This is a genomic window from Halomonas sp. GD1P12 (assembly GCF_025725645.1).
Classification (GTDB): Bacteria; Pseudomonadota; Gammaproteobacteria; order Pseudomonadales; family Halomonadaceae; genus Vreelandella.
In genome coordinates this window covers 937,538-962,792 of sequence record NZ_CP107007.1, presented here as the reverse complement: position 1 = coordinate 962,792, position 25,255 = coordinate 937,538, and the positions used below count along the sequence as shown (strand labels likewise).

Here is a 25,255-nt window from a genome sequence, read left to right as displayed (position 1 = left end):
GGCTTACCCTCCCGCCTCGTTGCTGATGAGCTCATCGTCATCTGATCGCTCACCCTCTTGGTTGTCGGTCGATTGATAGGCTTCATTGGTATCAACGGCCGGTGCACGGTCTGCGTCCTGCGTGTCCGTCTCAGGGTCGGTTCCCGTATGGAAACTGCTTACTAGCCGCTCGTAGAACTCCGGCGTCACATCCGAGAAGTACCGGACATCGACGAACGAGGAGCGTTCGGCAAGCTCGGAGTAGCCTTCGGGATACGTCAACGGCTCACCCTCGGCGCGCACCTGGTCTACCCACGTCTCGAAGTCTTCATCGGAGGTCACCAGCGCATCGAAGACCATGCCAGCGAAACCTGCGCCGCTGTAATTGGTCGAACGACCCCAGTAGGTGCCGATTTCGTTACCAACGAGGTGAACGTCGTTATCCATACCCGCCATCGCGTAGATCTGAGTTCCCAAGCGCGGAATGAACAGCGAGTTCATCACCGAGCCTGAGCTCACACGAAAGCGTACCGGGCGATTGACCGGCAGAGCGACTTCGTTGACCGTGGCGATGCCCTGCTCGGGGTAGATGAACAGCCATTTCCAATCCAGCGAGATCGCCTGGATTTCGAGGGTCGGCTCATCACTTTCCAGCGGACGGTGCGGGTCGAGCTCGTGAGAAGAGCGCCAGGTAATCACCGCCAGAATGGCAACGATGACCACGGGCACCAGCCACACGATGGCCTCGATCAAGTTTGAGTGCGCCCAATCCGGCAGGTACTGTGCCACGGTGTTGCTACGGCGGTAGTGCCAGCCGAAAGCGACCGTCAGCACGATGACCGGAATGACCACGATCATCATCAAGCCAAAGGAGCTCAAGATCAGCGAACGCTGCGCTTCACCAATATCGCCCTTGGGGTCCATCAGGGCCGAGCTACAGCCTGCAAGGAGCAAGCACAGCGCGAGGAGCACGAAGAAAGTGCCACGCCTGCGCCATTGGGAGGGTTGTTGCATGGTGCGATCTCGTCAGAGTTGCGTTTCAAAACTAGTCGCCAGACAGCAAGCCAAACGATATGCCATATAGCAGACCAACTAGCACCCCATATTTTTCCCAGGGCACTAGAGCAACGCCTGATAACACCGGGAAAAATATGCGCTACCGCATGGGGTTGGTAGCGAACCTGGCGTGCGTTTCACGCACAAACACAAGCACGAACATTTTCTACCGATTACGTGCGCGCAGAAAGCGACGCATTGCCGCACCCTGCTCGTTTAAAACCGTTAGTGATCGCGCTCAAGGCCAGGTGATTGCGATGTCCGGCATAGAGGCCAAGCCGGCCTCAAATCGCTTTGAAACCTGCTCATCATCTGTCACCAATACATCGAAGTCGCCAAGGGTAGCAAAATAGGCCGGTCGAACAACACCCATTTTGCGCGTATCGGCGAGTAAAATTCGCTTTTCAGCGGTCGCGATGGCCGCCTTTTTGGGCGCGACTTCGTGAAAATGAAAGCAGCTTACGCCCTGGTCATCGTCGATTCCGGCCGCCGTTATCAGCGCCTTGTTGATGCCAAGACCACGGATTTTCTCTGCCAGTCGCTCTCCCCCAAAGGACTGAGACGCGGGGTAGTAGAGCCCTCCCAAAACGATGAGCCGCACGCTGGGAAGTTTGGCCACGCTCGTGGCCACGTTGAGCGCGTAGGTGACGACGGTGAGCGCCTTGAAACGCGCCAGAAAACCCAGCAGCGGTAAAAGCGTCGAGCCGCAGTCGATGAATAGCGTATCGCCCTCGTCGATGAACGAAAGCGCACGCTGGCAAAGCCGGTACTTGGCCGGATACCCCAGCGCCTGCTGTTCGATGAGATCATAGGCGCTCGCCTGGGGAGACACTTTGATCAGCCGCCCGCCAATCAGACTGATCGACTGCGAGCAGGTATGCAGGTCGCGCCGGATGGTCATTTCGCTCACGCCACAGAGCGTCGCCGCATCGCGCAGATGCAGCGTCCTCTCGTTGACCAGCGCTTCTCTTAAAAGAGTGAGTCGCTCCTCACGACGATCGCTCATGCTGTTTCTGACCTCGCTCGAACCATGATCGCAAACACGGTTTGTACATACTTTTTATCAATACTGTTTGTAGGTACGGCGTTCAAAAGATGCCTGCAATCGTGCCTAACAAGCAACGCCTGCAAACGCCGGTTGCAAATCGGTGTTAAAGGAATAACACTGAATGTTATAATTATAACATCCGCCAGCCCGCACCGATGATCACACTCTCAGCGCATATCGATTTCGTACTCTATAAAAACAGAGCGCGGCGGCGCTATTTCGACCATTTGAGGCCTTATGACTGCTCAACGCTTTACCCTTGATTCACAGCGCACGGTAACCCGTGGTGCCCTGACGCTACTCGCCGGCGCCCTGATCGCCTCTCCCACACTGGCCGATGAGCCCGAGCCGCAAACCCTCGACCGGCTCTGGTCGTTTGGCAACGTCTCGGTCAACTACCTGGACTGGTCCAACGGCACCGAGCGTCGCACGGCGAGCAACGCCGCCAAAAGCGATTTCACCTATGTAGAGCTCGAAGGCGGCGTGGGCTTTAGCTGGGGTGAATTCTACGGCTTTTTCGATTTCGAGAACCCGACCAACGATCAGTTCGACGAATCGAGCAACGGTCAGGATAACTTTCGCACCGCGGGCAAGGTCACCTCGCATATCTACCTGGGTGACACGCCCTTCTCGGTCTACGCCCACATCTACGATTTCCGCGACTACGGTTTCAATAGCCGCGAGCAGGATCAGATCCTCGGCTTCGGCTATCGCGCCACTTTCGATAACGGCTTCTGGTTCAAGCCCTTCATCGGCCCGGCGCGGGTGCAAAGCGACGGCTACACGGGCATGAACGGCTACATGGCCGGCTGGGTCGCGGGTTACGACTTCACCGCGTTCGGTCAGGGCTTTGGCATCACCAACTGGCACGAGCAAACCTTCGATCGTGACAGCGACTACCTCGAGCAGAACTACGTGAACGGCACCGCGGGCAGCACCGGCACCAACGGCGCGGTAGGTCTTTGGTGGCATCCGGCGGATCTGATCACCACCGGCATTCAGTATCGCTATTCGGACAACAAGTTGGGCGCGCCGAACGTGTATCAAAATGCGATGATCTATACGGTCAAGCTCAACTTCCTGTAACCCGAGGCGTGCCTCGCGAACTCAAGGGATCTCCTTATGACACTCCTCATGAGCCTGGTCGGTATGGCCACCCTGGTGATCATCGCCCTGATTTTCTCCTATGACCGCAAATCCATACGCCTGCGCACGGTGCTCGGCGCCTTTGCCATTCAGGCGGGGATCGGGGCGTTCGTGCTTTACATCCCCTTCGGCCAGGTCTTTCTGGAGACGATCTCCGCCGGGGTGAGCCAGGTGCTGGTCTTCGCCAACGACGGTATCGACTTTCTGTTCGGGGGTCTGGCGGACGTCGAAAGCATCGGTTTCGTCTTTGCCGTGCGCGTTCTGCCGGTCATCATCTTCTTCTCCTCATTAATTGCCGTGCTCTACTACTTGGGGATCATGCAGTGGATCATCCGGATTCTGGGCGGTGCACTGCAGAAAGCACTCGGCACCTCACGCACCGAGTCGCTCTCGGCCACGGCCAATATCTTCGTCGGCCAGACCGAGGCGCCGCTGGTGGTGCGCCCGTTCATCGCGCGCATGACGCCGTCGCAGCTCTTTGCCGTGATGTGCGGCGGGCTTGCCTCGGTCGCCGGATCGGTGCTCGCCGGCTACGCCCAGCTCGGCATTCCCATGGAGTACCTGGTCGCCGCCTCGTTCATGGCCGCCCCTGGCGGGCTGTTGTTCGCCAAGCTGATCATGCCGGAAACCCGGGACAACCAGGATGCCGATAGCATCACCAAAGTGGACGAGGAGCTCAAAGAGCAGGAGGACAAGCCGGTCAACGTGCTCGACGCCGCAGCCTCCGGGGCAAGCTCCGGGCTGATGCTGGCCGCCAACGTGGGCGCGATGCTGCTGGCATTCATCGGCCTGATCGCGCTGGTCAACGGTATTCTGGGCGGAGTCGGTGGCTGGTTCGGTTTCGAGTCGCTGAGTCTGGAGCTGATTCTTGGCTGGCTCTTCGCCCCGCTGGCGTTTTTGCTCGGCGTTCCCTGGTCCGAGGCCACGCTTGCCGGCTCCTTCATCGGCCAGAAAATCGTGGTCAACGAGTTCGTCGCGTTCATTAACCTGGCGCCCTACATTGATGGGGAACAGGTGGTGGCCGCGACAGGTCAGATGATGACGCCACATACGCAGGCCGTTTTGTCCTTTGCGCTGTGCGGCTTCGCCAACCTGTCCTCGATCGCCATTTTGCTGGGCGGGCTTGGCAGTATCGCGCCGACAAGGCGCAACGAGATTGCCCGTTACGGTGTCAAAGCCGTACTCGCGGGGACGCTTTCGAATCTCATGTCGGCGTCGATCGCGGGCTTTTTCATCGCCCTGGGTAATGTCGCGGCATAAGCCCTGCCTCAGGCGCTAAACTGAACGGGCACGGCCAAGCGCAGTGCCCGTTCGTTTTTTACCGGCCTGCTTTTCGTGCGCATGCTTTTACACTGTTTCTCTTGACACCAATTTTCTTAATACCCCATTTTTTCAACACCAACGTGAGAACGCCATGACTGCCTCTTCCGACCTGCTTCAAGCCGCTAAACAAGCGCTCGCCCTGATGGACGTCACCAGCCTCAACGACGACGACACCGATGCGCGCATCGAGTCGCTTTGCCAGATGGTCAAAACCCCGGTCGGGACCCCAGCCGCCATTTGCGTCTACCCACAGTTCATCGTAACCGCGGCCCGCGCGCTCACCGCGCACAACCTGAAAGATCAGGTGAAGATCGCCTCGGTCACCAACTTCCCCGCCGGCGGCGATGACATCATGGGCGCGGCGCGGGAAACCCGCGAAGCCGTGGCCTCCGGCGCCGACGAAGTCGATGTGGTCTTCCCCTACCGCGCGCTGATGGCCGGCGACGAAGAGACCGGCCGCGAGCTGGTCGAAATGTGCAAGGCAGCCTGCGGCGGTCAGGCGCTTTTAAAGGTCATTCTGGAGACCGGCGAGCTGAAAACGCCCGAACTGATCAAGCGCGCCAGCGAACTCGCCATCGAAGGCGGCGCCGACTTCATCAAGACCTCCACCGGCAAGGTCGCTACTAACGCAACGCTTGAAGCCACCGAGATCATGCTCGGCGCGATCAAGGAGAGCGGCCAGGATGTCGGCTTCAAGGCCGCCGGCGGTGTGCGCACCGTCGAAGAGGCCGCTGAATACCTGAAACTCGCCGCCGACATCATGGGTCCGCACTGGATTACCCCGCAGCACTTTCGCTTCGGTGCCTCGAGCCTGTTGGGTGACGTGCTGATGACCCTGAACCCTGACGCCGATGCCGCGACACAAGAAGGAGGCTACTAATCATGGCACACCTGCTCCCCCAGGAATTCATCCGCCTTAAGCGCGATGCCCAGGCGTTGCCTTTTGATGAGATCAAGCACTTCGTTCAGGGCGTGGCGGACGATCGCATCAGCGATGCCCAGATCGGCGCCTTCACCATGGCGGTCTTCCTCAACGGCATGAGCCGTGAGGAAGTGGTCGCGCTGACCACCGCCACCCGTGACTCCGGCCACGTCATGCAGTGGGATTCACTGAACCTGCCAGGACCGGTGGTCGACAAGCACTCCACCGGCGGCGTCGGTGATCTGGTGTCCCTGGTGCTCGGCCCCTGGGTCGCTGCCTGCGGCGCGTTCGTGCCGATGATTTCCGGGCGCGGGCTCGGCCACACCGGCGGCACACTCGACAAGCTCGAATCGATTCCCGGCTACGACCCCTACCCTGCTCCCGAGCGCTTCGGCCAGGTAGTGAAATCCACCGGGGTCGCCATCATCGGCCAGACCGGCAACCTGGCGCCGGCGGACAAGCGCATTTACGGCGTACGCGATGTGACCGGCACGGTGGAGTCGATTCCCTTGATCACCGCCTCGATCCTCGGCAAGAAGCTCGCCTCGGGCCTCGACGCGCTGGTGATGGACGTGAAAGTCGGCAGCGGTGCCTTCATGCCGACGCCGGAAAAATCCCGCGAGCTTGCCGAGAGCATCGCCAACGTGGCCACCCAGGCCGGCACGCCGACCACCGCGCTTCTGACCGACATGAGCCAGCCGCTGGCGCCGTGTGCCGGCAACGCGGTGGAAATCGTCGAGACACTGGCGCTTCTGCGCGGCGAGCGCGCCAATAGCCGCGTGATGGAGGTCACCCGCGAACTCGCCGTCGAGATGCTGATGGCCGGCAAGCTCGCCGCCAGCCGCGATGAAGCCCTCTCGATGCTCGAAAAAGCGCTGAACTCCGGCGCCGCTGCCGAAATTTTTGCGCGCATGGTGTCCGAGCTCGGCGGCCCGAACGACTTCATGGAGCGCTCGGAGCACTACCTGCCCAAAGCGAACGTCGTGAAGCCGGTCTACGCCGATGAGGCCGGCATCGTGAACCGCATCGACACCCGCGCGGTGGGCATGAGCGTGGTCGAGCTCGGCGGCGGGCGCCTGCGTAACGACGCCAGGGTGGATCACAGCGTTGGCTTTAGCGCGATTGCCGAAATCGGTGCTCGCGTCGACGCTGATCGGCCGCTGGCAATGGTGCACGCGGCGAGCGAAGAGGCCGCCAACCGCGCCGCCGAGCAGCTCAAGGCCGCGATCATTTTGGGCCAGAGTGCCGTCGACGCCGACACGCTGATTCAGGACACCTTTAGAGGAGAAGCCTAATGCGACGCGCGATTGTAGTGGTACTCGACTCCTTCGGCATCGGCTCGGCGCCGGACGCCGCGGCGTTCGGCGATGAAGGCGCCGACACCCTGGGCCATATCGCCGCCGCCTGCGCGCGTGGCGAGGCGGATACCGATGACCGATGCGGCCCCCTGAAGCTGCCCAACATGGGCAAGCTCGGGCTTTTCCACGCCCACCGTGACGCCACCGGCGCCGTGGCCGAAGGCGTCGAGCTTCCCGAGGAGCTGACCGGCGCTTACGCCCACGCCCAGGAGATCTCCAGCGGCAAGGACACGCCTTCCGGGCACTGGGAGATCGCCGGCGTCCCGGTGCGCTTCGACTGGGGCTACTTCCTCGATAAAGAGCAGAGCTTCCCGCCGGAGCTTCTGGAAAAAATCAAGGACCAAGCCGAGCTTCCCGGCACGCTCGGTAACTGCCACGCCTCGGGCACCGAGATCATCGCGCGCCTGGGCGAAGAGCACGTCCAGTCCGGCAAGCCGATCGTCTACACCTCGGCGGACTCGGTGTTTCAAATCGCCGCCCACGAGGAGCACTTTGGCCTTGAGCGCCTTTACGCGCTGTGCGAAACCGTGCGCGAGCTGCTCGAGCCCTACAACATCGGTCGGGTCATCGCCCGCCCGTTCGTGGGTGAGAGCGCCGATAGCTTCGAGCGCACCGGTAATCGCCGCGACTACAGCATCGAGCCGCCGACGCCAACGGTGCTGCAAAAGCTCCAGGAGTCCGGCGGCGAGGTGGTGTCGATCGGCAAGATCGCCGATATCTACGCCCACTGCGGCATCACCCACAAGGTGAAGGCGAGCGGCCACGACGCGCTGATGGAGGCAACGCTTGGCGAGATCGCACGTACCGATAGCCGCGACAAGCCAACCTTCATCATGGCCAACTTCGTCGATTTCGACTCGCTCTACGGCCACCGCCGCGATATCAAAGGCTACGCGAGCGCACTCGAGCACTTCGACGCCCGCCTGCCGGAGCTTCTGGACGCGCTCGACGAGGACGATCTGCTGGTGCTGACCGCGGATCACGGCTGCGACCCGAGCTGGAAAGGCACCGAGCACACCCGCGAATACGTGCCGATTCTGGTGCATGGCGCCACCTTTACGCCGGGCCCGCTTGGCAAGCGCGATACCTTCGCCGATATCGGCCAGACCCTGGCTGACTACTTCGTACTGCGCGCCCTCGACGACGGCGAGAGCTTTTTGCCCCGCGTCGCGTGATCTTCAACCGGTTACTCAAGGAGTTTTCATGGCAACGCCGCACATCAACGCAGAACCCGGCGATTTCGCCGATACCGTGCTCATGCCCGGCGACCCGCTGCGGGCGAAGTACATCGCCGAGACTTATCTGGAGAACGTGCGTCAGGTGAACGACGTGCGCGGCATGCTCGGCTTCACCGGCACCTACCAGGGCGTGGACGTCTCGGTGATGGGCCACGGCATGGGCATTCCGTCGGTCTCGATCTACGCCAAGGAGCTGATCACCGATTACGGGGTGAAATCGATCATTCGCGTAGGCTCGTGTGGGGCGGTACGCGACGACGTCAACGTGCGCGACGTGGTGATCGGCCTCGGTGCCAGCACCGACTCCAAGGTCAACCGTATGCGTTTCAACGACCACGACTTCGCCGCCCTTGGCGATTTCGAGTGGGCGAGCCACGCCGTCGCCGCCGCCAAGGCGCAGAACGTGCCGGTCAAGGTGGGCAACATCTTTTCCGCGGATCTTTTCTACAACCCGCAGGAGCACATGGCCGAGCTGATGAAGCGCTTCAACATCGTCGGCGTGGAGATGGAAGCCGCGGGGCTTTACGGCGTCGCCGCCGAGTTTGGTGCCCGGGCGCTGACGATCTGTACCGTTTCGGATCACATCCTCAAGGGCGACTCGCTCTCGAGTGCCGATCGCCAGAACACCTTCAACGACATGATGACCGTCGCGCTCGAGGCCGTACTGCGCGACAAGGGCGTGCACGCCACGGAGAAAGCATGAAGGTAGAAACCACTCTGCTCGAGTCGCTCACCCAGGCGCTCGGGCGCGCCTACGTACCCTACTCCGACCACCCGGTGGCCGCCGTAATGGAGACGCCGGACGGCGAGCGTTTCGTCGGCTGCAACGTCGAGGTAGCGCACTATAAAGGCATCTGCGCCGAAGGGTCGGCGCTTTCCGCCATGGTGACCGGCGGAAAGCGAACGCTTGCCCGCGTGTTTGTAATGGGCCCGGGCGAGCACCTGTGTACGCCCTGCGGTGACTGCCGTCAGCGCATCCGCGAGTTCGCCACGCCCGAGACCGAAATCCACGTCGTCTCCCGCGACGGAGAGGTGCTCAAGACCTACACCATGGAGTCGCTGCTGCCGGATGCCTTCGGCCCCGAGCAATTGCCGCCGCGCTAACGCGTGCTCGTATCAGGCGCCGGCCGACCCCGGCTGGCGCCGATTTTCGAATCCTCGTATGCTGAGGCCCCTTTCCTTCTCGCCTGTCTCAGGAGAAACGCCATGGCGGCTCTGTTGCCCAACGTCGACCCCAACGGTCTGCTCGAATACTCCGTGGTCTACACCGACCGCTCGCTGAACCACATGTCCCAGCGCTTTCAGGACGTGATGCGTGATATCTCCGCCACGCTCAAGGAGGTGTACAACGCCGATGCCAGTATCATCGTGCCCGGCAGCGGCACCTTCGGCATGGAAGCGGTGGCCCGCCAGTTTGCCCAGAACGAGAAAGTGCTGATCCTGCGCAACGGCTGGTTCAGCTACCGCTGGACCCAGATCATCGAGATGGGCCGGCTGACCGATGACCACACCGCGCTCAAGGCGCGCCGCCTCGACCCGGCAAACGCCCGCTCGCCCTTCGCGCCGGTGCCGGCCGCCGAGGTCGCCGAGCGCATTCGCGCGGAGAAACCCGCGGTGGTGTTCGCCCCTCAGGTGGAAACCTCGGCGGGCGTGCTGCTGCCGGATGACTATATCCGCGAGGTAGCCAGTGCCGCCCGTGAAGTGGGCGCCTTGTTCGTGCTCGACGCCATCGCCGCCGGGACGCTCTGGGTCGACATGCAGGATCTGAACGTCGACGTGGTGGTCAGCGCCCCGCAGAAAGGCTGGAGCGGCCAGCCCTGCTGCGCCATGGTCATGCTGGGAAGCCGCGCCGTCGAGCGCCTGGAGAACACCCAAAGCAACAGTTTTGCCTGCGATCTGGGCAAGTGGCACGCCATCATGCAGGCTTACGAGAACGGCGGCCACGCCTACCACGCCACCATGCCCACCGACGCGCTCACGACACTGCGCGACATCATGCAGGAGACCCGCGAGTACGGCTTCGACAAGGTGAAGCAGGAGCAGATCGACCTGGGGCTGGAGGTACGCGCCATGCTGGCCCGCCAGGGCTTTGATAGCGTGGCCGCCGAGGGCTTTCAGGCGCCGGGCGTGGTGGTCAGCTACACAGACGATGCCGGCATCGTCGGCAAGCTTGCCGGGGCCGGCGTGCAGGTCGCCGGCGGCGTGCCGCTGATGTGCGACGAAGGCGACGACTTCCAGACCTTTCGCATCGGGCTTTTCGGCCTGGACAAGCTGCACCACACCGAGCGCAGCGTCGACAAGCTCGAGCGCGCGATCGAACAGGTAAAGTCCTGAGCGGAAAGTCGTGAACGGTAAGTATCGAACGGTAAGTAGTGAAGCGTAAGTCGCGAAGCGCCCTCAGGGGCGCTTTTCGTTGGCAGGGGCGATGGCCTCGTCGACCCGCTCGACGTCGACGATTCCCGAGCGGCTGACCACTACTTTCCAGCGCGCCAGGTGCGGGGCATCTTCGCTGCCGGTTTCGCGAATCACCAGGTTGAACAAATGGCGACGCTCGACGCTTTCCCGCACCGCCTGGCCCTCCTTCAACCGGTAGATATGGTGCTTGCCCTTACTCATCAGCCGGGTGAGCAGCGAAATGTCCAGCGTCAGGGTTTCGCGGGTGTGTTCGTAGCCACTCAAAAAGCGCGTGGGCGACATACGTGACTGCGACCGATAGTGCAGCACCTGCTCCTCGCGCTGGGTGACGCTCCGGTGGCGCAGGTTCTTGATCTCCTCGTCGAGTGATTTGAAGCGCTTGTAATTGAACCACTCGAGCTGGCGGCCGACGACCACGTCGCGCGTGGCGTCCTTGTACTGACGGCGCCACTTGGGCCGGCCCTTGCGCAGAAGTCGCCATAGGGTGTTGCGCAGATCGTCCTTGAACACCTCACGCATGGCGTACAAAAGCGCCATGGCAAGCACGAACAGCGCGGTGATATCGCCCACCACGTCGCGTACGCGCAGGATTCCCAGCGTCACGAACGCCATGACGACCGCCGTTGCCAGCGCCTTGACCACGCGCTGCTCGTTCTGCCCAAGCTCTAAAGACTCCTGTTTCAGGGTGATCGGGTACTCGATCAGCCGGCGCAGCAGGCGCATCTTATTGGATATGCGGGTAGGGTCGGCCATGACCCGCTCGGCGTTGTACTGACGCTCGCGCCGGTGGGCGTTTTCGACTTCGCAAAGCGCGATCAGCTGGGCGCGCACCGGGTTGAAAACCCCACCCCGCGGCAGGTGCGCCACCAGAGCCAAACGCTGTTGCTCGGTGAACCAGGAGAGGTAGTTATCGATGTTGGCGAAGTACTTGTAGAGCGTTTCGTCGCTGGGCTCGTTGCGCCGCAGCCGCTTGAGAATGCCTTCGCTGAGTTCGTTGACCTCGTCGACCTTGTCCATCAGCGCCTGACGCTCTTCGCGCTCGGAATCCGTCAGCGGCTCCTTCTTGTCGAGGCGCAGTGAGCGGGTATCCGCCAACACCTTCTGTACTGCCTGCTCCAGGGCGAGCACGTACTGGTAGGCGTACAGGCTCAAACTCAGTCGATAGGATTCGCTACCCAGCCGGTTGCGGCTCGCCAAACGGCTGTGCACCAGCGGCAGGTGATACTGGTCGCTGTAATAGGTGCGCGAGACATGAAGGGCGCTGTGGAAAAAGGCGTCTTCGCTCACCAGCTGGGTGCTCAGCCCAAGCTCGCCGGGAACGAACAGATAAACATCCAGCGTATGCGACGTCTCCTCTTTCAGCCGCCGGGTCAGGCTAAGCTGAAAGCTGTTTTTACGCTCGACGTTGATCACCTGGGCGCGGACTCCCTCGCGGCAAGAGCGCATCAGCGGCTCTTTAAGGCATTGACCTGGTTAATGATCTCTTAGCATAGACCAGAATGGGGCTTGCCATCGATCAAGGGGCAAGCGAGTATTGCTCGTTGACTCTTCACCACCGCAGGGAGCCCGAATGCCCGCCGCCCGCTTCTCTCGTTTCGAGCGTGTGCTGATCGAAAGCCGTAGCCGGGTGGAGTCGGCGGCGCTGCTATTGCTGGCCTGGGTGCTGTGCAAGCGCCCGGAGCTCTCGCCGACCCAGCGACTTCAGCGTTTGGCCCGAGCCGGCGCGCAGTTTCGCTACGCCACCGGGCTCAAACAGCTGCTCGAAATCGCCGGCGAGCAGGACGTGAGCGCGCTGCAGCTGGCCGCCGAGGTCGTACAGAGCGAGTCGACCCCGGCGCGGCGACTCACCATCCTGCAGCAAGCCATCGGGCTTGCCACCGACGACGGCACGCTATCGCCTTCCAACCACTACGTGCTGCGCTTTTTAGCCGACGTGTTGGCCTTCGAGCCCGCCGCGCTCGCCACGCTTTTTGGCGAGCTGACCGGTCACGCGCTCACACCGGCCGAAGACATCAGCCGAAGCGACTATTGGCTGCGCGAGGACGCCGCCTTTCGGCAGGCCCAGGCCGAGCGCGCCCGGGCCGAACAGCAGGCCGAGCAGCAGCGCGCCCGCGAAAGGGAAAAGGCGCGGGAAAGAGCCGAGCAGGCCAACGAGCAGGCGCGCCGCGAGCGCGACCGCTCCGAGCGCGCCTCCAACAGTGCCCATGACCCTTCCGGCGCCTACAAAAGCCGCCGGGCGCTGGCGGTGCTGGGCCTTTCCCCCGGCGCTACGCGTGAGGAGATCCGTCGCGCTTATCGACGCCTGGCGCAGCTCCATCACCCGGACCGTGCCTATGCCAAAAGCGAGCACCACGTGGCGCTCGCCTCGCAGCGTTTTCAACGGATCAAAAACGCCTATGATTATCTGATCAAGGCGAGCACCTGACGACACCGCACGATACGACTGAGCAAGACACGCCACCAAACCCAACAACCGAGAGTCCTGCCATGCGCGACCTTTATCAACGCCTCGCCGTTTCGCCGGTGGCCGACCAGCCTACGCTCGATTCGGCACTGAGCCGCTGTCCCAACAGCGCCCTTCGCCGCGACGCCGAAGCGGCGTTGGGCATTGCCAGCCACCGCGCGCGCTACGACGAGGTGCACCGCACGCTTGGCGACATTGGCCGGCTACGCGCCGGGCTTGGGCTCACCCACGCCCCGCACTGGCAAATTGAGGCGGCCAACGACTTCTCGATGCCGGCGGACACCGCCCCGCCGCGCGTCGAGACGCTGGATCGTCGCGTCGCCGCCGCGGTGTCGTTTTTCGATCGCTGGTGCAGCGCTCAAGGGGTTTGGCTACTCGTCACCGTGTTCGCCATGGGGGCTGGCGTAGGCCTCGCTTTGGGGCTGCCCCTGCTCGCGTGGCTTGGTTTTTTGTGACTTGGTCTGCTGCGATGTAGCCTGCTGTGCTGTGCGCTCATCCTTGCGCTTTTCCGCCTGGGTGGGGCGCGGGGCTGGCTTGGGCCGCGCGGGGCGCTGGCGCGGGCCTTGCGGCTCTTCCCCGCTGGCATCCATGAAGAAATCGGTGCCGGCACTCTCCTCGATCTCTTCCTGCGAGCGAGGCTCCATGCTGAGACTGAGCCGCGGCACGCCAAGATCGATGTTCTGCGCTTCCATCCGCTGCTTGAGCATCAGGTTGAACGCCCGGGATACGTCCCACTGCATCTCCGGGGCGGTGCGAAAGCGCATGCGCAGAATCGGGCAGCCATCCTCGAAGCCCTGCACGCCCTGCATCTCCAGCGGCGACCAGATGTAATGGCGCATCATCGGGTCCTTTCGAAGCTCCTGGGCGGTCTCCTGCATCAGCGTGATGGCGTCGTCGATGCGCATGTCATACGGGATACGAATGCGCATCAGGGCGATACCGAACTGGCGCGACATGTTGTGGATCGACTCGATCCGGCTGAACGTGATGATATGCACCACGCCGTCGAGATCGCGCAGCTTCACGGTTCTTAACGTCAGGCCTTCGACGGTGCCCATGTGGCTGTTGATCTGGACGAAGTCATCCACCGCCAGCGAATCCTCGATCAAAATGAAGATGCCGGTGATCAAATCCTGCACCAGGGTCTGAGCGCCAAAACCGATCGCCAGACCGATGACACCGGCACCGGCGAGTAGCGGCGTGACGTTGACGCCGATATTGGCCAGCCCCACGATCACCGCAATGATCAAAATGGTGACGAAGATGACGTTGCGAATCATCGGCGTGATCGTCTGGGCGCGGGCCTGATTGACCCGCCGACCCCGCGAGCGCGCCGACGAGGTCAGCGCCCGCGAAATGGCGGTATCGGCGAAAATCCAGACAAGCCAGGCGATCAACACGGTCGCGCCCAGACTCACCAGTGCCTGGCCAATGCGAGCGCTGGCCACCGCCTGCTGACCGAGGCCGAACAGCGAGCCGCCCCACACTTGCATCGAGAGCTCGGCGAACACCATCCACGCGCACAGGTGCGCCAGCACGAAACCAAAGCGCTCCAGGCGCTTGCGGTACTGGCTATGGCGGCGGCGATGGCGGCGCTTGGTCAGCCGCTCGGCCTGGCGGCGTAAAAGCCCGGTCACGACCAACGTGACGACCAGAAGACTCGCCGAGACGATCGAGCGGGCCAGGGCCGTGGCCACGTCGCCTACGGTGATGAAGATCGCCAACAGCGAGCCGCCTACCATCAAAAGCGCCGGAATGTGCCAAAGCCCGCCCAGGGTGCGGACCATTTCAACCGCGGCGCTGGCGTCGCGGCGCTGCTTGTAGGGGCGGTTGCAGATCAAGTGGCGAATCGGGCGCTTGAACTTGATGATGAAGCGAGCCGCTAAAAGCGCCGCCAGCATGTTGGTGAGCACGGACACCAGGCCTGCGAGCTCGACGCCAAGCAGGTCGACCAGGCGAACCGAGTTGACCGCGTCACCCAGCGCAATCAACGCGCCGATCAAAAAGAGTCCGCGAAGCGCCTGGTTTTGCAGCTGCTGTACCGCGGTAAAGCGGTGGCCACGACTGAAAAACGCGATCACCGTTTCGAACACCACCGACAGCGCCCGCCCGCACAGGCATATATAGGCCACGACCAGCACCAGCGTACGTCCGGAGCTCGCGGATAGTAGCTGGCCAATGCCGAGCACGATCGCAAAGGAGAGCGCCCAGGGCAGCATGCGGCGGAAAAAGTGCGCGACCAACAGCCGCGCCTTCGGATCGCGCGGCAGATCCAGCGGCCAGTCGCGGCGGGTCGCAATCAGCCGCCCAAAGGCGATCATGGCGACCAAAAGCGATACCCAGATGGCGGCCAGAATGGCCGCGTCGACGATCTCACGAATCGCCTCACCCTGGTTGGTACCGTCGTTAAGAGCGCGCAAATCCTGCGCGCCCTGCAAAAGCTGGCGCGACCACTCGTCTACCGGGGAGTGGCCAGACTGCGCCTGGTCACCGATATCGCTCAGCGTGTCCGCCAGCGCCCCCAAAAGGCCCTGGCGGTCGGAGCTCTGCTGCTCGGTGGCCTCGGAGGTGGTTTGCAGCTCGCGAAGTGATTGCAAAAGCGCCTGGCGCTGGTCCTCGTTCTCCAAAAGCCTGATGACATCGGACAGCGAGTCCTGAAACTCGTCGCTGCTGACCGAGGCCGGCTCTTCGCTGCTGCTTTCGCTGCCGGTAAGGCCAGGCAGGCTCACGCCTTGCGCCTGGGCCGAGCCCAACCCCAAAAGCGCCCACAGCGCGATACCTAAAACGAACGTGATCAACCAGGGCTTTCGCACATGCTCCTCCGGGCGTAATGGCTGCGAGCCGGTATGGGTAGTCGGCGTTGGGGCGCGCTGTATTCACCGGCCAGGACGAATACCGCTTAGTCTGTCGCCTGACTATGATAGGCTGACGGAACAAACGTTCACCTCAAGGATATAGAGATGACGCTCCAGGCGCCCCCCCACCGCTCGACCCGCCGCGGCCAAACGCGCCGGGTCGGCGTGGAAATCGAATTTGCGGGGCTGCCTCCGCAAGAGACCGCTCAGCTCGTCCAGACGCTGTTCGGGGGCGAGCTTAACGTGGTCAGCCCGCACAGGCTACTGGTGCGCGACACGCGTTGGGGTACCTTCGGCATCGAACTCGATACCCAGTACGCCCATCCCGACCAGGCGCTAGTCGAGGACGCGCACGCCGACGATAGCGAATGGGCGCGCCAACAACATCTTAGACGCGTCGAGTTTCATCGCAAAACCCGCGAGCTGATTGGCGATATGGTCACGGGGCTCGTGCCCACCGAAATCGTCTGCCCGCCGGTGCCCTGGGACGAGCTCGAAGCGCTCGATAAGCTGTTCAAGGCGCTGCGCGAAAAAGGCGCCAAGGGGACCGACGCCAGCCTGCTTTACGGCTTCGGCCTGCATTTGAACCCGGAAGCCGCCGCGCTCGATGTCGACTACCTGCTCTCGATGCTGCGCGCCTATCTGCTGCTGGCACAGTGGCTGCGCGACGAGATAAAGGTGGACATCACCCGTGAAGTGCTGCCCCACGCCAACCCGTTCCCGAAGGAGTATGCGCTCAAGGTACTCGATCGCAACTACGCGCCAGACCTTGACGGCTTCATCGATGACTACCTGCACTTCAATCCGACACGTAATCGCGAACTGGATCTTTTGCCGCTGTTTGCCCACCTGCGCCCGGAGCATTCTCACGCGCTGTTACACAATCAACTGACCAAACCGCGCCCGACCTTTCACTACCGGCTGCCCAACGCCGAGCTTTCAAAGCCTGGCTGGGGCTCGGCAGTGGAGTGGAACCGGTGGGCCGAGGTCGAAAAGCTCGCCGCCGACCGGCAAGCGCTCGACGCTCGCTGCGACGAGTATATCGCGCGCAATGCTCAGTCCTTGACCACGCGCCTGAAAAACACTCTGCGGCGCTTGTTCAAGCGCCGCTGATATCAGTAGACGAGATACGGTTTTTATGACGCGCCCGCTCATTGGCATCACGACTTCCGATCAAAAAAGCCACCTGGCCTGGTGGTTCGACTGGTTCGCCGTTTGGCGCCATGGCGGAAAGCCTGTACGGCTTTCACCGTCGCGCCCGCGGCCCGAGGCGCTGGATGGCCTGATCATCGGCGGCGGCGACGATATCCAGGCGCACCTCTACGGCGGCGAAGTGCAGCTCAACGTCCGCCTGGACCCGGCCCGCGACGAGCTCGAGCTTGCGCTGCTGGCGCGCTTCATTCCAAGCCACACCCCGGTGCTGGGAATCTGCCGTGGCGCGCAGCTGATCAACGTCCACCAGGGCGGCACTCTGGACCCGGACATCTACACCACTCACGAGGGACTCAAGCGACGGCGCACGGTACTGCCCAGAAAAACGGTGGATATCGTCACCGGCAGCAAACTACACGGGCTTTTGAACGTGAGCTGGTGCCGGGTCAATAGCCTTCACCACCAGGCGGTGAACGCGGCTGGGCGCGGCATCAACATCGTTGCCCGCGACCGCGACGGGCTGGTGCAGGGCATCGAATCCGACAACCACGACTTTTTGATCGGCGTACAGTGGCACCCGGAGTGGCTGATTTTCAACCGCCCTCAGCAGCGGCTGATCAGCGCGCTGGTGAAGGCGGCGAAAAAGCGCCGCCAGGTCTTGAATAGTAATTCCTGAGTCTTAAGCCTTGAGTGCGGCAATGGCAGCGTCGTAGTCCGGCTCATGCTTGAGTTCGCTGACCAGCTCGCTGTGCAGTACGGTATCGTGCTGGTCGAGTACCACGACGGCCCGGGCGCAGAGCCCCTGCATCGGGCTGTTGGTCAGCGCCACGCCCCAGCGCTCGAGAAACGCCGGATGACGAAAGGTCGACAGCGTCTCGACGTTGTCGAGCCCCTCGGCCCCGCAAAAGCGCACCGCGGCAAAGGGCAGGTCGGCGGAGACCACCAGCACGACCGTGTCCGGCAGGCTCGAGGCCAGCTCGTTGAAGTGGCGCGTCGAGGTCGCACAGGTGGGCGTGTCGATGCTCGGAATGATGTTGAGCACCTTGCGCTTGCCAGCGAAGCTTTCAAGCGTCACGTCCTCGAGATCGCGGTTGGTCAACGTCATTGAGGGCGCTTTGGCGCCGGCTGGGGGGAGTTCGCCGGCCACGTCCATCGGCGCGCCGCCTCGTGTGATTTGCTGCATGGTTGAGTCGTCCCGTGTTATAGGTGTTCATTGATGAAGGTCGTGCAAAACATCACGGCCAGTATGGTCCGCCCTCTCTTGCCATTCGACCGCGCACCGCGAGTATGCCATGCCCCTAGTATTGATCGTAAAAACCGGCGACGCTTTTCCCGAAGTCGTCGAACAGCACGGTGATTTCGGTGCGCTCTTTGAGCGGCCGCTCACGCGCGGCAACCCCGCCCTCACCGTCAAGGTGTGGGACCCACGCGTCGAGCCCGACGCGCCGGAACTCGACGGCCTCGACGCCATCGTGATTACCGGCTCCAACAGCATGATCAGTGACGCCGAGCCCTGGAGCGAAGCGCTCAAACCCTGGCTGCGAGCGGCGCGAGCGCGCGATATCGCCATGCTCGGCGTCTGCTATGGCCACCAGCTCATGGCCGAGGCGTTCGGCGGCGAGGGCGGCGATCATCCGAATGGTCGCGAAGCGGGCACCTTCGAGATCGAGCGTAACGAAGCCTCCAACGCCGATCCGCTCTTTAGTCAGCTCCCTACCCGCTTCATGGCGCACCTGACCCATGGCCAAACGGTGCTTAAAGCACCGGAAGACGGCGTCGTGCTGGCCTATAACGACCACGACCATCACCAGGCGATTCGCTATGGTACCCGCCTGTGGAGCGTTCAGTTTCATCCGGAATTCAACGCCGACATCCTGCGCGCCTACCTCGAGCGCGTGAAAGACGCGCTGATCGACCAGGGCGACGACGTCAGCGAGCTGATCAACCGCATCCGCGAAACGCCCGAGGCGTCCAGCCTGCTCGAACGCTTCAGCCGGCTGCTGTAGCCGCACCAGAACACTCAGCGCAAGCGGCGCTTCTCGTCGCGCCTGGAAGCGAGCCGGTCGGCAAGCCGGGTAGGCTCAGGCAGCTTGGTGCGACCCAAACAGCGCAGTACCCAGCCAAGGGCGGTGTCGACCGACACGCGGTGGCCAGGGGATACGAAAATCGGCTTGACGTTTTGTCGCGAGCGAAGCACGACCCCCAGTGTTTCGCCTTTGGCCGTCAGCGGGCTGTAGTCGCCGCGCTCGCTGCCCACCTCTTCAAAGCGCCCGTAAAGGCGCGACTTGGCGACGCCGATGGTGGGCAGGTCGAGCCAGAGCCCCAGGTGGGCGGCCACACCCAGCCTTCTGGGATGGGCGATGCCCTGCCCGTCGACCATGACCAGCTGCGGGAATTGCGAAAGCCTGGCAAAAGCACCCAGGGCGGCGGGAATTTCACGAAACGACAAAAGCCCGGGCACGTAGGGCATGCGGGTCGGCTCGCGATGAACGACCTGCTCGACCACCTCCAACGCCGGCGCCTTGCCGGCGTCCCACTTCAGCAGCACCACCGCGGCTCGGGTGGTAGCGCCCTGGTCCTCGAAGCCGATATCGACGCCAGCAATGAGGTCGACGTCGTCGATACGATCGCTGGATTCCAGCCGTTTGGCAAGCTCGCCTTGCAGCGCAACGGCGGCCCGGGGCTCGAGATTCCAGTCGTGTAGCGGTGCCTGCATGGCTCTTTACTCCTGTAGCGACGTTGATGCAGCAGTCTAGCGGGCAATAAAAAACCCCGCTCGAAAGCGGGGTTTTGGATCGCGCGAAAAAGCGCTATTTGATCAGGCGCGTTCGCGGCGACGAACCGGCGCATCGCCGCCTTCGTCACGACGACGGCGCGGTGCGCGTTCCGGCGCGCTGTCTTCGCTGATTTCCAGCGGACGACCGGCGACGCGAGCGCGGGCCATCTTGGCCAGAATCGTGGAGGGCAGGTTGCTCGGAAGCTCGACCACCGAGAAGGCGTTGCGAATATCGATACGACCGATACGCGCACCTTCGATACCGCCTTCGTTCGCCAACGCACCGACCAGTTGACCCGGCTTGACACCGTCCTTGTGGCCGACGGAGACACGGTAGCGGGTCATGCCTTCACTCGGCGTGCTGGAGCGCTCGCGGCGCGGCTTGGCACCGTCACGGCCGCCTTCACGAGCCGGACGCTCGCGCTCCTTGCGCGGTGCCTGCAGGCGACCGATCGGCGCTTCGTCGGCGCGGGCCATGGCGGCAAAGGCGCAGGCAAGCTCGATCGGGTCGTGCCCTTCGCTGACCAGACGCTCGACCAGCGTGCGCTGCTCTTCGGCGCCGGCGGTCAGGGCAGCGACGACGCGCTGATGGAACACTTCGTCGCGGTGCGCGCGAATGGCGCTTTCGTCGGGCAGCGGCATCTCGGTCATTTTCTGACCGGTGGCCTGCTCCATCCAGCCGACCTTACGGCCTTCGCGGAAACCGGCGAACGTGATCGCGATACCGCTACGACCGGCACGGCCGGTACGACCGATACGGTGGGTGTAGGCTTCCGCGTCCTGGGGCAGATCGTAGTTGACCACGTGGGTGATGCGCGGAACGTCGAGGCCGCGCGCCGCCACGTCGGTGGCGATCAGCACGTCGACCTTGCCACGCTTCAAGCGCGTGATGGTACGCTCGCGCAGGCTCTGGTCCAGATCACCGGAGAGGCCAGCGGCGTTGATGCCGCGCGCGGTGAGCTGCTCGACCAGCGTGGTACACGCCGCACGGGTACGTACGAACACGATCGCCGCATCGACGGGCTCAACCTCGAGAATACGTGACAGCGCCTCGAGCTTGGCGCCGCCATCGACGCGCACGATGCGCTGCTCGATGTTTTCGCCGGTGGTGGTCCTGGACTCGATGGCGACCTTGACCGGATCGACCAGGTAGCGGTTAACGATGCGCTCGATTTCTGTCGGCAGGGTCGCGGAGAAGAACACGCGCTGCGCGTTTTGCGGGGTATCGGCGACCACGCGTTTGACGTCGTCGATAAAGCCCATGCGCAGCATTTCGTCAGCTTCGTCGAGCACCAGTGCCGACAGGCCGTCAAGCTTCAGGCTGGCACGGTCCAGGTGGTCGATGATACGACCCGGTGTGCCGACCACGACCTGAGCGCCGCGCTTGAGCGCGCCCAGCTGCTCGCGGTACTCCTGACCGCCGCACAGCGTGGCGACTTCCAGGCCCTTGAGGTTTTGACCATACTTGGTGAACGAGACCGCGACCTGCTGAGCGAGCTCGCGGGTCGGCGCCATGACCAGCACCTGAGGCGCGCGGCGGTCAAGATCGATACGTGACAAAAGCGGTAGTGCAAACGCCGCGGTTTTACCGGTACCGGTTTGGGCCTGGCCCAACATGTCACGGCCTTCCAGCAGCGCAGGAATGGTTTGCGCCTGGATCGGCGAGGGGGTTTGGTAACCCTGTGCTTCAACAGCAGAGAGAACGGCAGGCAACAAGGCCAGATCGCCGAAGCTCGGCGAGGCGACAGAAGTCGAGGTCATTAATCACACCTTGGTAGGCCGGCATGGCCGGCAAAAAACATCTAAAGCGTCTTCGACACGTTGAAAAGCGCAGTCGCGCTGTAGGCAAACGCCGCCGGGCGGCTGAATGGCTAAAGGAGTCAAAGACGCCGGTCGCACCTGGCATTCGGTTGGCAAAACAATGAAACGCGCCAACCGCTGTGGCGACCTTCTGCGTCGATTTCACCCGGTTGGTGAAATACTGAAAACGCGCCATCTTCACAGCATCGAACATCGCGTCGGGATGTTCCTGCAAGCGCACTGCGTCGTGGCAGTCAAACGCTTAGCGTCATGATGGAGGGGTCAACACATGCGAGGAGCGCGAATACTAACACCCATGAATGCCTCTGACCAGTCTTTTTACTTTACCCAACCTGGACAGGCGCGCTTGCGCTTGTCGACATATGGTCTAGAGTTTTAGTGGCAATACCGCGTTATATGATCAAGGAGAGAGACCATGAACTGGGATCAGATCGAAGGTAAATGGACCGAAGTCAAAGGTAAGGCGCGCTCCAGCTGGGGCGAACTCACTGATGATGAGCTGGATCAGGTCGCCGGCAAGAAGGATCAGCTGGTAGGTAAACTGCAACAAAAGTACGGCCTGGAGCGTGAAGAGGCCGAAAGACGTGCCGACGATTGGGCCGATTCGCTTTAAGCGCCCCCTATCGAACGTTCGTCAATCAGTCGCAGTAACGAGCGACACCCGCTTTTCAGTACCCGCCTCCGTCACTTTATTCGGGCGGGCTCGGTCAACGAAAAGCCAGTTTGAGTTAAACCCCTTCGGGTTAAATGAGTTAAACCCCCTCGGGTTAAAGGAGTAACGCGATGAAGAAATCACTGCTATTGACTGCCATGAGTGCAGCCTTACTGGCTGGCACCACGCTGAGCGTTCAGGCGTCTCAAGAGCCTCAGGGCGTTTACTCCGCAGACGACATTCTGGATGCCGACGTCTACTTCGCTAACGGTTCCGGTGAAGAGATTGGCGATGTTGACGACATTCTGTTCGACGATGATATGCGCATCACTGCATTGGTAATAGAGAGTGGCGCGGTACTCGGCCTTGGCGGTCGCGAAATCGTGGTCGACACCGACTATTTCACGCTCGAAACCAGCACCGAAGGCGATGGTGAAACCGAGCATCGCATCATGCTGAATGCGACGCCGAAAGAAGTCGAAGAATTCCCGGCGTATGACCGCGACTGGTGGGAACAAACCCAGGCCAACGCGCGCGATGCGTGGCAGACCACTCGCGACGGCGCCCAAAGCGCGTGGCAGTCCACGCGTGAAGCGTTCGACAACGATGACGAGCCGCAACCCCAGCAGTAAACCATTGACGATGTCCTTTCAAGACATCTCACTCAAAGGCCGCCCTTCTGGGCGGCCTTTTTAGTCCGGGAACAGTTGTGGCGGGGGAACAAGACCATCAGCGGCGACGAATGCCCTGTCCGCTCAGGCGCTCGCGGTCGTGGGCGCGCTCAAGATCGAGCGCGGGCCCCACGGGCACGATACGTGTGGGATTGATCGATTCGTGGCTGTAGTAGTAGTGGCGCTTGATATGATCCAGATCGACCGTTTCAGCCACGCCCGGCCACTGGTACAACTCGCGCAGGTAGTTCGAGAGGTTCGGGTAATCCTCGATGCGTCGAACGTTGCACTTGAAGTGGCCGTGGTAAACCGCATCAAAGCGTATCAGCGTCGTAAAAAGACGAATATCCGCTTCCGTCAGCCACTCCCCGGCCAAATAACGCTGACGCTCGAGGCGTGCTTCGAGTCGGTCGAGCGAATCGAACAGCGCCTTGACGTGCTTTTCGTACACCGACTGCTCGGTCGCGAATCCGGCCTTGTAGACGCCGTTGTTGACGTTGTCGTAGACGTCCTCGTTGACCTCGTCGATGACGTCACGCAGATCGCTCGGATAGAAATCCAGATCATTGCCGGTCAACGTATCGAAGGCACCGTTGAACATGCGTACAAGCTCCGCCGACTCGTTATTGACGATGGCACTGCGCTTTTTGTCCCACAGCACCGGCACCGTCACGCGCCCGGTGTAGTCGGCCTCGGTCATGGTGTAGAGCTCATAATGATAGGCTACGCCGTTGACTCGATCGCCGCTCGAGCCTTCGGCCTCGTTGTAGGTCCAGCCGTGATCGAGCATCAAGGGGCTCGTATAGGAGACGCCAACCAGCCCCTCCAGGCCCTTGAGCTTGCGCATGATCAGTGCGCGATGCGCCCAGGGGCAGGCCAGCGATACATACAGGTGGTAACGATCCTGCTCAGCGGGGAAGCTCGCGCGATCCGCGTCGTCGGTTTTGCCAACCCAATCGCGCAGCTTGGCCGATTCCCGGACGAACTCGCCGCCGTGTTTTTTAGTATCGTACCACTGGTCGACCCACTCACCTTCCACCAATAGTCCCATTGCGCGGCTCCTTGCTGCATTGCGTTGATGCTCTAGAGCATAGCGCGCCATCAAAACGGCTCAAGCGGATGTTTTACCCTTTACCGTTCGAGAAAATAGAATCTCGCGGGCAACGCTCGCCGACCGCCTCTTTCAGCACCTGCGCCATGGCGTGAGTGGCAGGGCCCGCCCGGTCCCGATCCTTGAAGATCAGCTGAAACGGCGCTTCGCGCGTGCCGCCGGCGGAAAGCGGTAAGGCCTTGAGCTCGCCGCGCTCGAGCTCGGCGGCGATACGGGTGATCGGCATCCACGCGAAACCGAGCCCACGCTTGATCATGTCGAGCGACGTATTGAGATGGCTCACCGTCCAGCGCTGCTCGGCCTTGAGCCAGCCGGCATCGACGGACTCTCGTGTCGCCGAGTCGCGCACTACAAGTTGGCGGTACTGTGCCAAATCACGCAGGTCGAGCGAGCGCTCCAGTCCGTGAAGCGGGTGCGACGGGTGCGCCACTGCGATAAAGCGCACGTTGACCAGCGGCTCGCCCAGAAAGCCTGGCACCTCCATCCCGGAAATCACTAAATCGGCACTGCCGTCGAACAGCATCTCAACACCGCCATTGAGCACGCTCTCAAAAAGCTGAACCCGCACCTGCGGATAAGCTTCGGAAAAGCGCTCCAGCGCCTTGGCCTGGGCGTCTGCCGGAAATACTTGATCGATGGCGACGGCCACTTCGGTCTCGAGCCCTTCGGCCAGGCGCAGGGCTATGTCCTCGATGGAGGCGGCGCTTTCGATCAGCTGGCGCGCCCGGCGCAGCAGAAGCTCGCCGGCCTCGGTCAGACGCACCTGCCGCCCGACCGGTTCCAGCACCTGTACGCCCAGCTGCTCTTCGAGTTTATGCACCGCGTGATTGAGCGTGGAAGGACTTTTATGAATGGCTTCAGCGGCGCGTGCAAAACCGCCATGATCCACAACCGCAGCGAGCATGTGCCACTGTGCAAGGGTTACCCGAGACATTTCGATTTCCTCGACGCTTGAAGCGTATTTGTGCGCTTGGTCTTCGAAAAAACCATACCAGAATGGCAGTGACGGCGAATAGACACGGTACCCTTCCTTTACGGGTTAAAAAATCAAAAAAACAAGGGAACTTTTCTTAAAACATGTATAACATCGCCCGATATCGCAGGCTCGGCCGTTTCTCGGTCAATATGGCTTGAACGTTACAAAAAAAAACAAAATACCGGAAGTCACGCACTTAATCGTTAGTGCGCATTTAATTAGCGGCCTAACAAGCAAACCGTACCGCCAATTGACGGTGTTCAATAGCGAACATCCCGCGGGCACTCTTGTA

Annotated in this window: 24 protein-coding genes; 15 read left to right on the top strand and 9 right to left on the bottom strand. The window is 62.1% G+C overall.

Features of this window, described 5'->3' with window-relative positions; all coding sequences use genetic code 11:
• Positions 1 to 3: 3 nt before the first annotated feature.
• Together cyoA and OCT39_RS04460 are read right to left on the bottom strand one after the other, a co-directional pair.
• On the bottom strand, positions 4 to 993 hold the full coding sequence (cyoA, locus tag OCT39_RS04465; protein WP_263586495.1) for a ubiquinol oxidase subunit II: 990 nt from the start codon (positions 991 to 993) through the stop codon (positions 4 to 6).
• Between the two features lie 280 nt (positions 994 to 1,273).
• Positions 1,274 to 2,041, bottom strand: a complete 768-nt coding sequence (locus OCT39_RS04460; RefSeq protein ID WP_263586494.1) for a DeoR/GlpR family DNA-binding transcription regulator — start codon at positions 2,039 to 2,041, stop codon at positions 1,274 to 1,276.
• Positions 2,042 to 2,320: 279 nt separating this feature from the next.
• Here OCT39_RS04460 and OCT39_RS04455 point away from each other — a divergent pair, with 279 nt between their 5' ends.
• From OCT39_RS04455 to OCT39_RS04420, 8 genes are all read left to right on the top strand, one after another.
• The gene (locus OCT39_RS04455; protein ID WP_263586493.1) at positions 2,321 to 3,169 is read left to right on the top strand and encodes an outer membrane protein OmpK; all 849 of its coding nucleotides are present in this window, start codon (positions 2,321 to 2,323) and stop codon (positions 3,167 to 3,169) included.
• 36 nt (positions 3,170 to 3,205) lie between these two features.
• Positions 3,206 to 4,489 (top strand): NupC/NupG family nucleoside CNT transporter, encoded by a 1,284-nt coding sequence (locus OCT39_RS04450; protein ID WP_252106554.1) that lies wholly within the window; start codon positions 3,206 to 3,208, stop codon positions 4,487 to 4,489.
• Between the two features lie 154 nt (positions 4,490 to 4,643).
• Complete coding sequence (gene deoC / locus OCT39_RS04445; RefSeq protein WP_263586492.1) at positions 4,644 to 5,432, top strand: deoxyribose-phosphate aldolase; 789 nt, start codon at positions 4,644 to 4,646, stop codon at positions 5,430 to 5,432.
• A 2-nt stretch (positions 5,433 to 5,434) separates the two neighbouring features.
• Positions 5,435 to 6,769, top strand: coding sequence for a thymidine phosphorylase (deoA, locus tag OCT39_RS04440; RefSeq protein WP_263586491.1), 1,335 nt, complete (start codon positions 5,435 to 5,437; stop codon positions 6,767 to 6,769).
• Positions 6,769 to 8,007 (top strand): phosphopentomutase, encoded by a 1,239-nt coding sequence (locus OCT39_RS04435; RefSeq protein ID WP_263586490.1) that lies wholly within the window; start codon positions 6,769 to 6,771, stop codon positions 8,005 to 8,007. Before deoA ends, OCT39_RS04435 begins: the two co-directional genes overlap by 1 nt.
• A 28-nt stretch (positions 8,008 to 8,035) precedes the next feature.
• Positions 8,036 to 8,773, top strand: coding sequence for a purine-nucleoside phosphorylase (deoD, locus tag OCT39_RS04430; protein WP_263586489.1), 738 nt, complete (start codon positions 8,036 to 8,038; stop codon positions 8,771 to 8,773).
• Positions 8,770 to 9,174: a cytidine deaminase gene (gene cdd, locus OCT39_RS04425; RefSeq protein ID WP_263586488.1), complete on the top strand. Its 405-nt coding sequence runs from the start codon at positions 8,770 to 8,772 to the stop codon at positions 9,172 to 9,174. The genes deoD and cdd overlap by 4 nt, the downstream gene beginning before the upstream one ends.
• 102 nt (positions 9,175 to 9,276) lie before the next feature.
• A complete protein-coding gene (locus tag OCT39_RS04420; RefSeq protein WP_263586487.1) occupies positions 9,277 to 10,404 on the top strand; it encodes an aminotransferase class V-fold PLP-dependent enzyme in 1,128 nt (375 codons plus the stop codon).
• A 63-nt stretch (positions 10,405 to 10,467) separates the two neighbouring features.
• On the opposite strand, the gene OCT39_RS04415 is transcribed toward OCT39_RS04420, so the two are convergent.
• Positions 10,468 to 11,898: a hypothetical protein gene (locus OCT39_RS04415; RefSeq protein WP_263587289.1), complete on the bottom strand. Its 1,431-nt coding sequence runs from the start codon at positions 11,896 to 11,898 to the stop codon at positions 10,468 to 10,470.
• A 157-nt stretch (positions 11,899 to 12,055) separates the two neighbouring features.
• Between OCT39_RS04415 and OCT39_RS04410 the strand changes: the two genes are divergently transcribed.
• Both OCT39_RS04410 and OCT39_RS04405 read left to right on the top strand, forming a co-directional pair.
• Entirely contained in the window at positions 12,056 to 12,910 is an 855-nt protein-coding gene (locus OCT39_RS04410; protein WP_263586486.1) for a J domain-containing protein, read from the top strand.
• Between the two features lie 62 nt (positions 12,911 to 12,972).
• Positions 12,973 to 13,404: a hypothetical protein gene (locus OCT39_RS04405; RefSeq protein ID WP_263586485.1), complete on the top strand. Its 432-nt coding sequence runs from the start codon at positions 12,973 to 12,975 to the stop codon at positions 13,402 to 13,404.
• Here the strand turns inward: OCT39_RS04405 and OCT39_RS04400 are convergent.
• Complete coding sequence (locus tag OCT39_RS04400; protein ID WP_263586484.1) at positions 13,321 to 15,762, bottom strand: mechanosensitive ion channel family protein; 2,442 nt, start codon at positions 15,760 to 15,762, stop codon at positions 13,321 to 13,323. The two genes, OCT39_RS04405 and OCT39_RS04400, sit on opposite strands and share 84 nt — an antisense overlap.
• A gap of 147 nt (positions 15,763 to 15,909) precedes the next feature.
• Here OCT39_RS04400 and OCT39_RS04395 point away from each other — a divergent pair, with 147 nt between their 5' ends.
• Positions 15,910 to 16,917, top strand: coding sequence for an amidoligase family protein (locus OCT39_RS04395; protein WP_263586483.1), 1,008 nt, complete (start codon positions 15,910 to 15,912; stop codon positions 16,915 to 16,917).
• Between the two features lie 25 nt (positions 16,918 to 16,942).
• Positions 16,943 to 17,632: a gamma-glutamyl-gamma-aminobutyrate hydrolase family protein gene (locus OCT39_RS04390; protein WP_263586482.1), complete on the top strand. Its 690-nt coding sequence runs from the start codon at positions 16,943 to 16,945 to the stop codon at positions 17,630 to 17,632.
• Positions 17,633 to 17,635: 3 nt separating this feature from the next.
• Here the strand turns inward: OCT39_RS04390 and tpx are convergent, their stop codons facing one another.
• Positions 17,636 to 18,139: a thiol peroxidase gene (gene tpx / locus OCT39_RS04385; protein WP_263586481.1), complete on the bottom strand. Its 504-nt coding sequence runs from the start codon at positions 18,137 to 18,139 to the stop codon at positions 17,636 to 17,638.
• 109 nt (positions 18,140 to 18,248) lie between these two features.
• Here tpx and OCT39_RS04380 point away from each other — a divergent pair, with 109 nt between their 5' ends.
• Entirely contained in the window at positions 18,249 to 18,962 is a 714-nt protein-coding gene (locus OCT39_RS04380) for a glutamine amidotransferase (protein ID WP_263586480.1), read from the top strand.
• 14 nt (positions 18,963 to 18,976) lie between these two features.
• On the opposite strand, the gene nfi is transcribed toward OCT39_RS04380, so the two are convergent.
• Positions 18,977 to 19,672, bottom strand: a complete 696-nt coding sequence (gene nfi / locus OCT39_RS04375) for a deoxyribonuclease V (RefSeq protein WP_263586479.1) — start codon at positions 19,670 to 19,672, stop codon at positions 18,977 to 18,979.
• 102 nt (positions 19,673 to 19,774) lie between these two features.
• Positions 19,775 to 21,493, bottom strand: a complete 1,719-nt coding sequence (locus OCT39_RS04370; RefSeq protein ID WP_263586478.1) for a DEAD/DEAH box helicase — start codon at positions 21,491 to 21,493, stop codon at positions 19,775 to 19,777.
• 475 nt (positions 21,494 to 21,968) lie between these two features.
• On the opposite strand from OCT39_RS04370, the gene OCT39_RS04365 reads away from it, so the two are divergent.
• On the top strand, positions 21,969 to 22,166 hold the full coding sequence (locus OCT39_RS04365; protein WP_252106537.1) for a CsbD family protein: 198 nt from the start codon (positions 21,969 to 21,971) through the stop codon (positions 22,164 to 22,166).
• Positions 22,167 to 22,336: 170 nt separating this feature from the next.
• Entirely contained in the window at positions 22,337 to 22,837 is a 501-nt protein-coding gene (locus OCT39_RS04360; RefSeq protein ID WP_263586477.1) for a PRC-barrel domain-containing protein, read from the top strand.
• A 97-nt stretch (positions 22,838 to 22,934) separates the two neighbouring features.
• Here the strand turns inward: OCT39_RS04360 and OCT39_RS04355 are convergent, their stop codons facing one another.
• Positions 22,935 to 23,927, bottom strand: a complete 993-nt coding sequence (locus OCT39_RS04355; RefSeq protein ID WP_263586476.1) for a glutathione S-transferase family protein — start codon at positions 23,925 to 23,927, stop codon at positions 22,935 to 22,937.
• 73 nt (positions 23,928 to 24,000) lie between these two features.
• Positions 24,001 to 24,921, bottom strand: coding sequence for a LysR family transcriptional regulator (locus OCT39_RS04350; protein ID WP_263586475.1), 921 nt, complete (start codon positions 24,919 to 24,921; stop codon positions 24,001 to 24,003).
• Positions 24,922 to 25,255 lie beyond the last annotated feature (334 nt).

Excerpts from the sequence above, each read along its gene's own strand:
- cyoA (WP_263586495.1), bottom strand. The coding sequence starts at position 993 with ATGCAACAACCCTCCCAATGGCGCAGGCGTGGCACTTTCTTCGTGCTC.
- OCT39_RS04460 (WP_263586494.1), bottom strand. The coding sequence starts at position 2,041 with ATGAGCGATCGTCGTGAGGAGCGACTCACTCTTTTAAGAGAAGCGCTG.
- OCT39_RS04455 (WP_263586493.1), top strand. The coding sequence starts at position 2,321 with ATGACTGCTCAACGCTTTACCCTTGATTCACAGCGCACGGTAACCCGT.
- OCT39_RS04450 (WP_252106554.1), top strand. The coding sequence starts at position 3,206 with ATGACACTCCTCATGAGCCTGGTCGGTATGGCCACCCTGGTGATCATC.
- deoC (WP_263586492.1), top strand. The coding sequence starts at position 4,644 with ATGACTGCCTCTTCCGACCTGCTTCAAGCCGCTAAACAAGCGCTCGCC.
- deoA (WP_263586491.1), top strand. The coding sequence starts at position 5,435 with ATGGCACACCTGCTCCCCCAGGAATTCATCCGCCTTAAGCGCGATGCC.
- OCT39_RS04435 (WP_263586490.1), top strand. The coding sequence starts at position 6,769 with ATGCGACGCGCGATTGTAGTGGTACTCGACTCCTTCGGCATCGGCTCG.
- deoD (WP_263586489.1), top strand. The coding sequence starts at position 8,036 with ATGGCAACGCCGCACATCAACGCAGAACCCGGCGATTTCGCCGATACC.
- cdd (WP_263586488.1), top strand. The coding sequence starts at position 8,770 with ATGAAGGTAGAAACCACTCTGCTCGAGTCGCTCACCCAGGCGCTCGGG.
- OCT39_RS04420 (WP_263586487.1), top strand. The coding sequence starts at position 9,277 with ATGGCGGCTCTGTTGCCCAACGTCGACCCCAACGGTCTGCTCGAATAC.
- OCT39_RS04410 (WP_263586486.1), top strand. The coding sequence starts at position 12,056 with ATGCCCGCCGCCCGCTTCTCTCGTTTCGAGCGTGTGCTGATCGAAAGC.
- OCT39_RS04405 (WP_263586485.1), top strand. The coding sequence starts at position 12,973 with ATGCGCGACCTTTATCAACGCCTCGCCGTTTCGCCGGTGGCCGACCAG.
- OCT39_RS04395 (WP_263586483.1), top strand. The coding sequence starts at position 15,910 with ATGACGCTCCAGGCGCCCCCCCACCGCTCGACCCGCCGCGGCCAAACG.
- OCT39_RS04390 (WP_263586482.1), top strand. The coding sequence starts at position 16,943 with ATGACGCGCCCGCTCATTGGCATCACGACTTCCGATCAAAAAAGCCAC.
- tpx (WP_263586481.1), bottom strand. The coding sequence starts at position 18,139 with ATGCAGCAAATCACACGAGGCGGCGCGCCGATGGACGTGGCCGGCGAA.
- OCT39_RS04380 (WP_263586480.1), top strand. The coding sequence starts at position 18,249 with ATGCCCCTAGTATTGATCGTAAAAACCGGCGACGCTTTTCCCGAAGTC.
- nfi (WP_263586479.1), bottom strand. The coding sequence starts at position 19,672 with ATGCAGGCACCGCTACACGACTGGAATCTCGAGCCCCGGGCCGCCGTT.
- OCT39_RS04370 (WP_263586478.1), bottom strand. The coding sequence starts at position 21,493 with ATGACCTCGACTTCTGTCGCCTCGCCGAGCTTCGGCGATCTGGCCTTG.
- OCT39_RS04365 (WP_252106537.1), top strand. The coding sequence starts at position 21,969 with ATGAACTGGGATCAGATCGAAGGTAAATGGACCGAAGTCAAAGGTAAG.
- OCT39_RS04360 (WP_263586477.1), top strand. The coding sequence starts at position 22,337 with ATGAAGAAATCACTGCTATTGACTGCCATGAGTGCAGCCTTACTGGCT.
- OCT39_RS04355 (WP_263586476.1), bottom strand. The coding sequence starts at position 23,927 with ATGGGACTATTGGTGGAAGGTGAGTGGGTCGACCAGTGGTACGATACT.
- OCT39_RS04350 (WP_263586475.1), bottom strand. The coding sequence starts at position 24,921 with ATGTCTCGGGTAACCCTTGCACAGTGGCACATGCTCGCTGCGGTTGTG.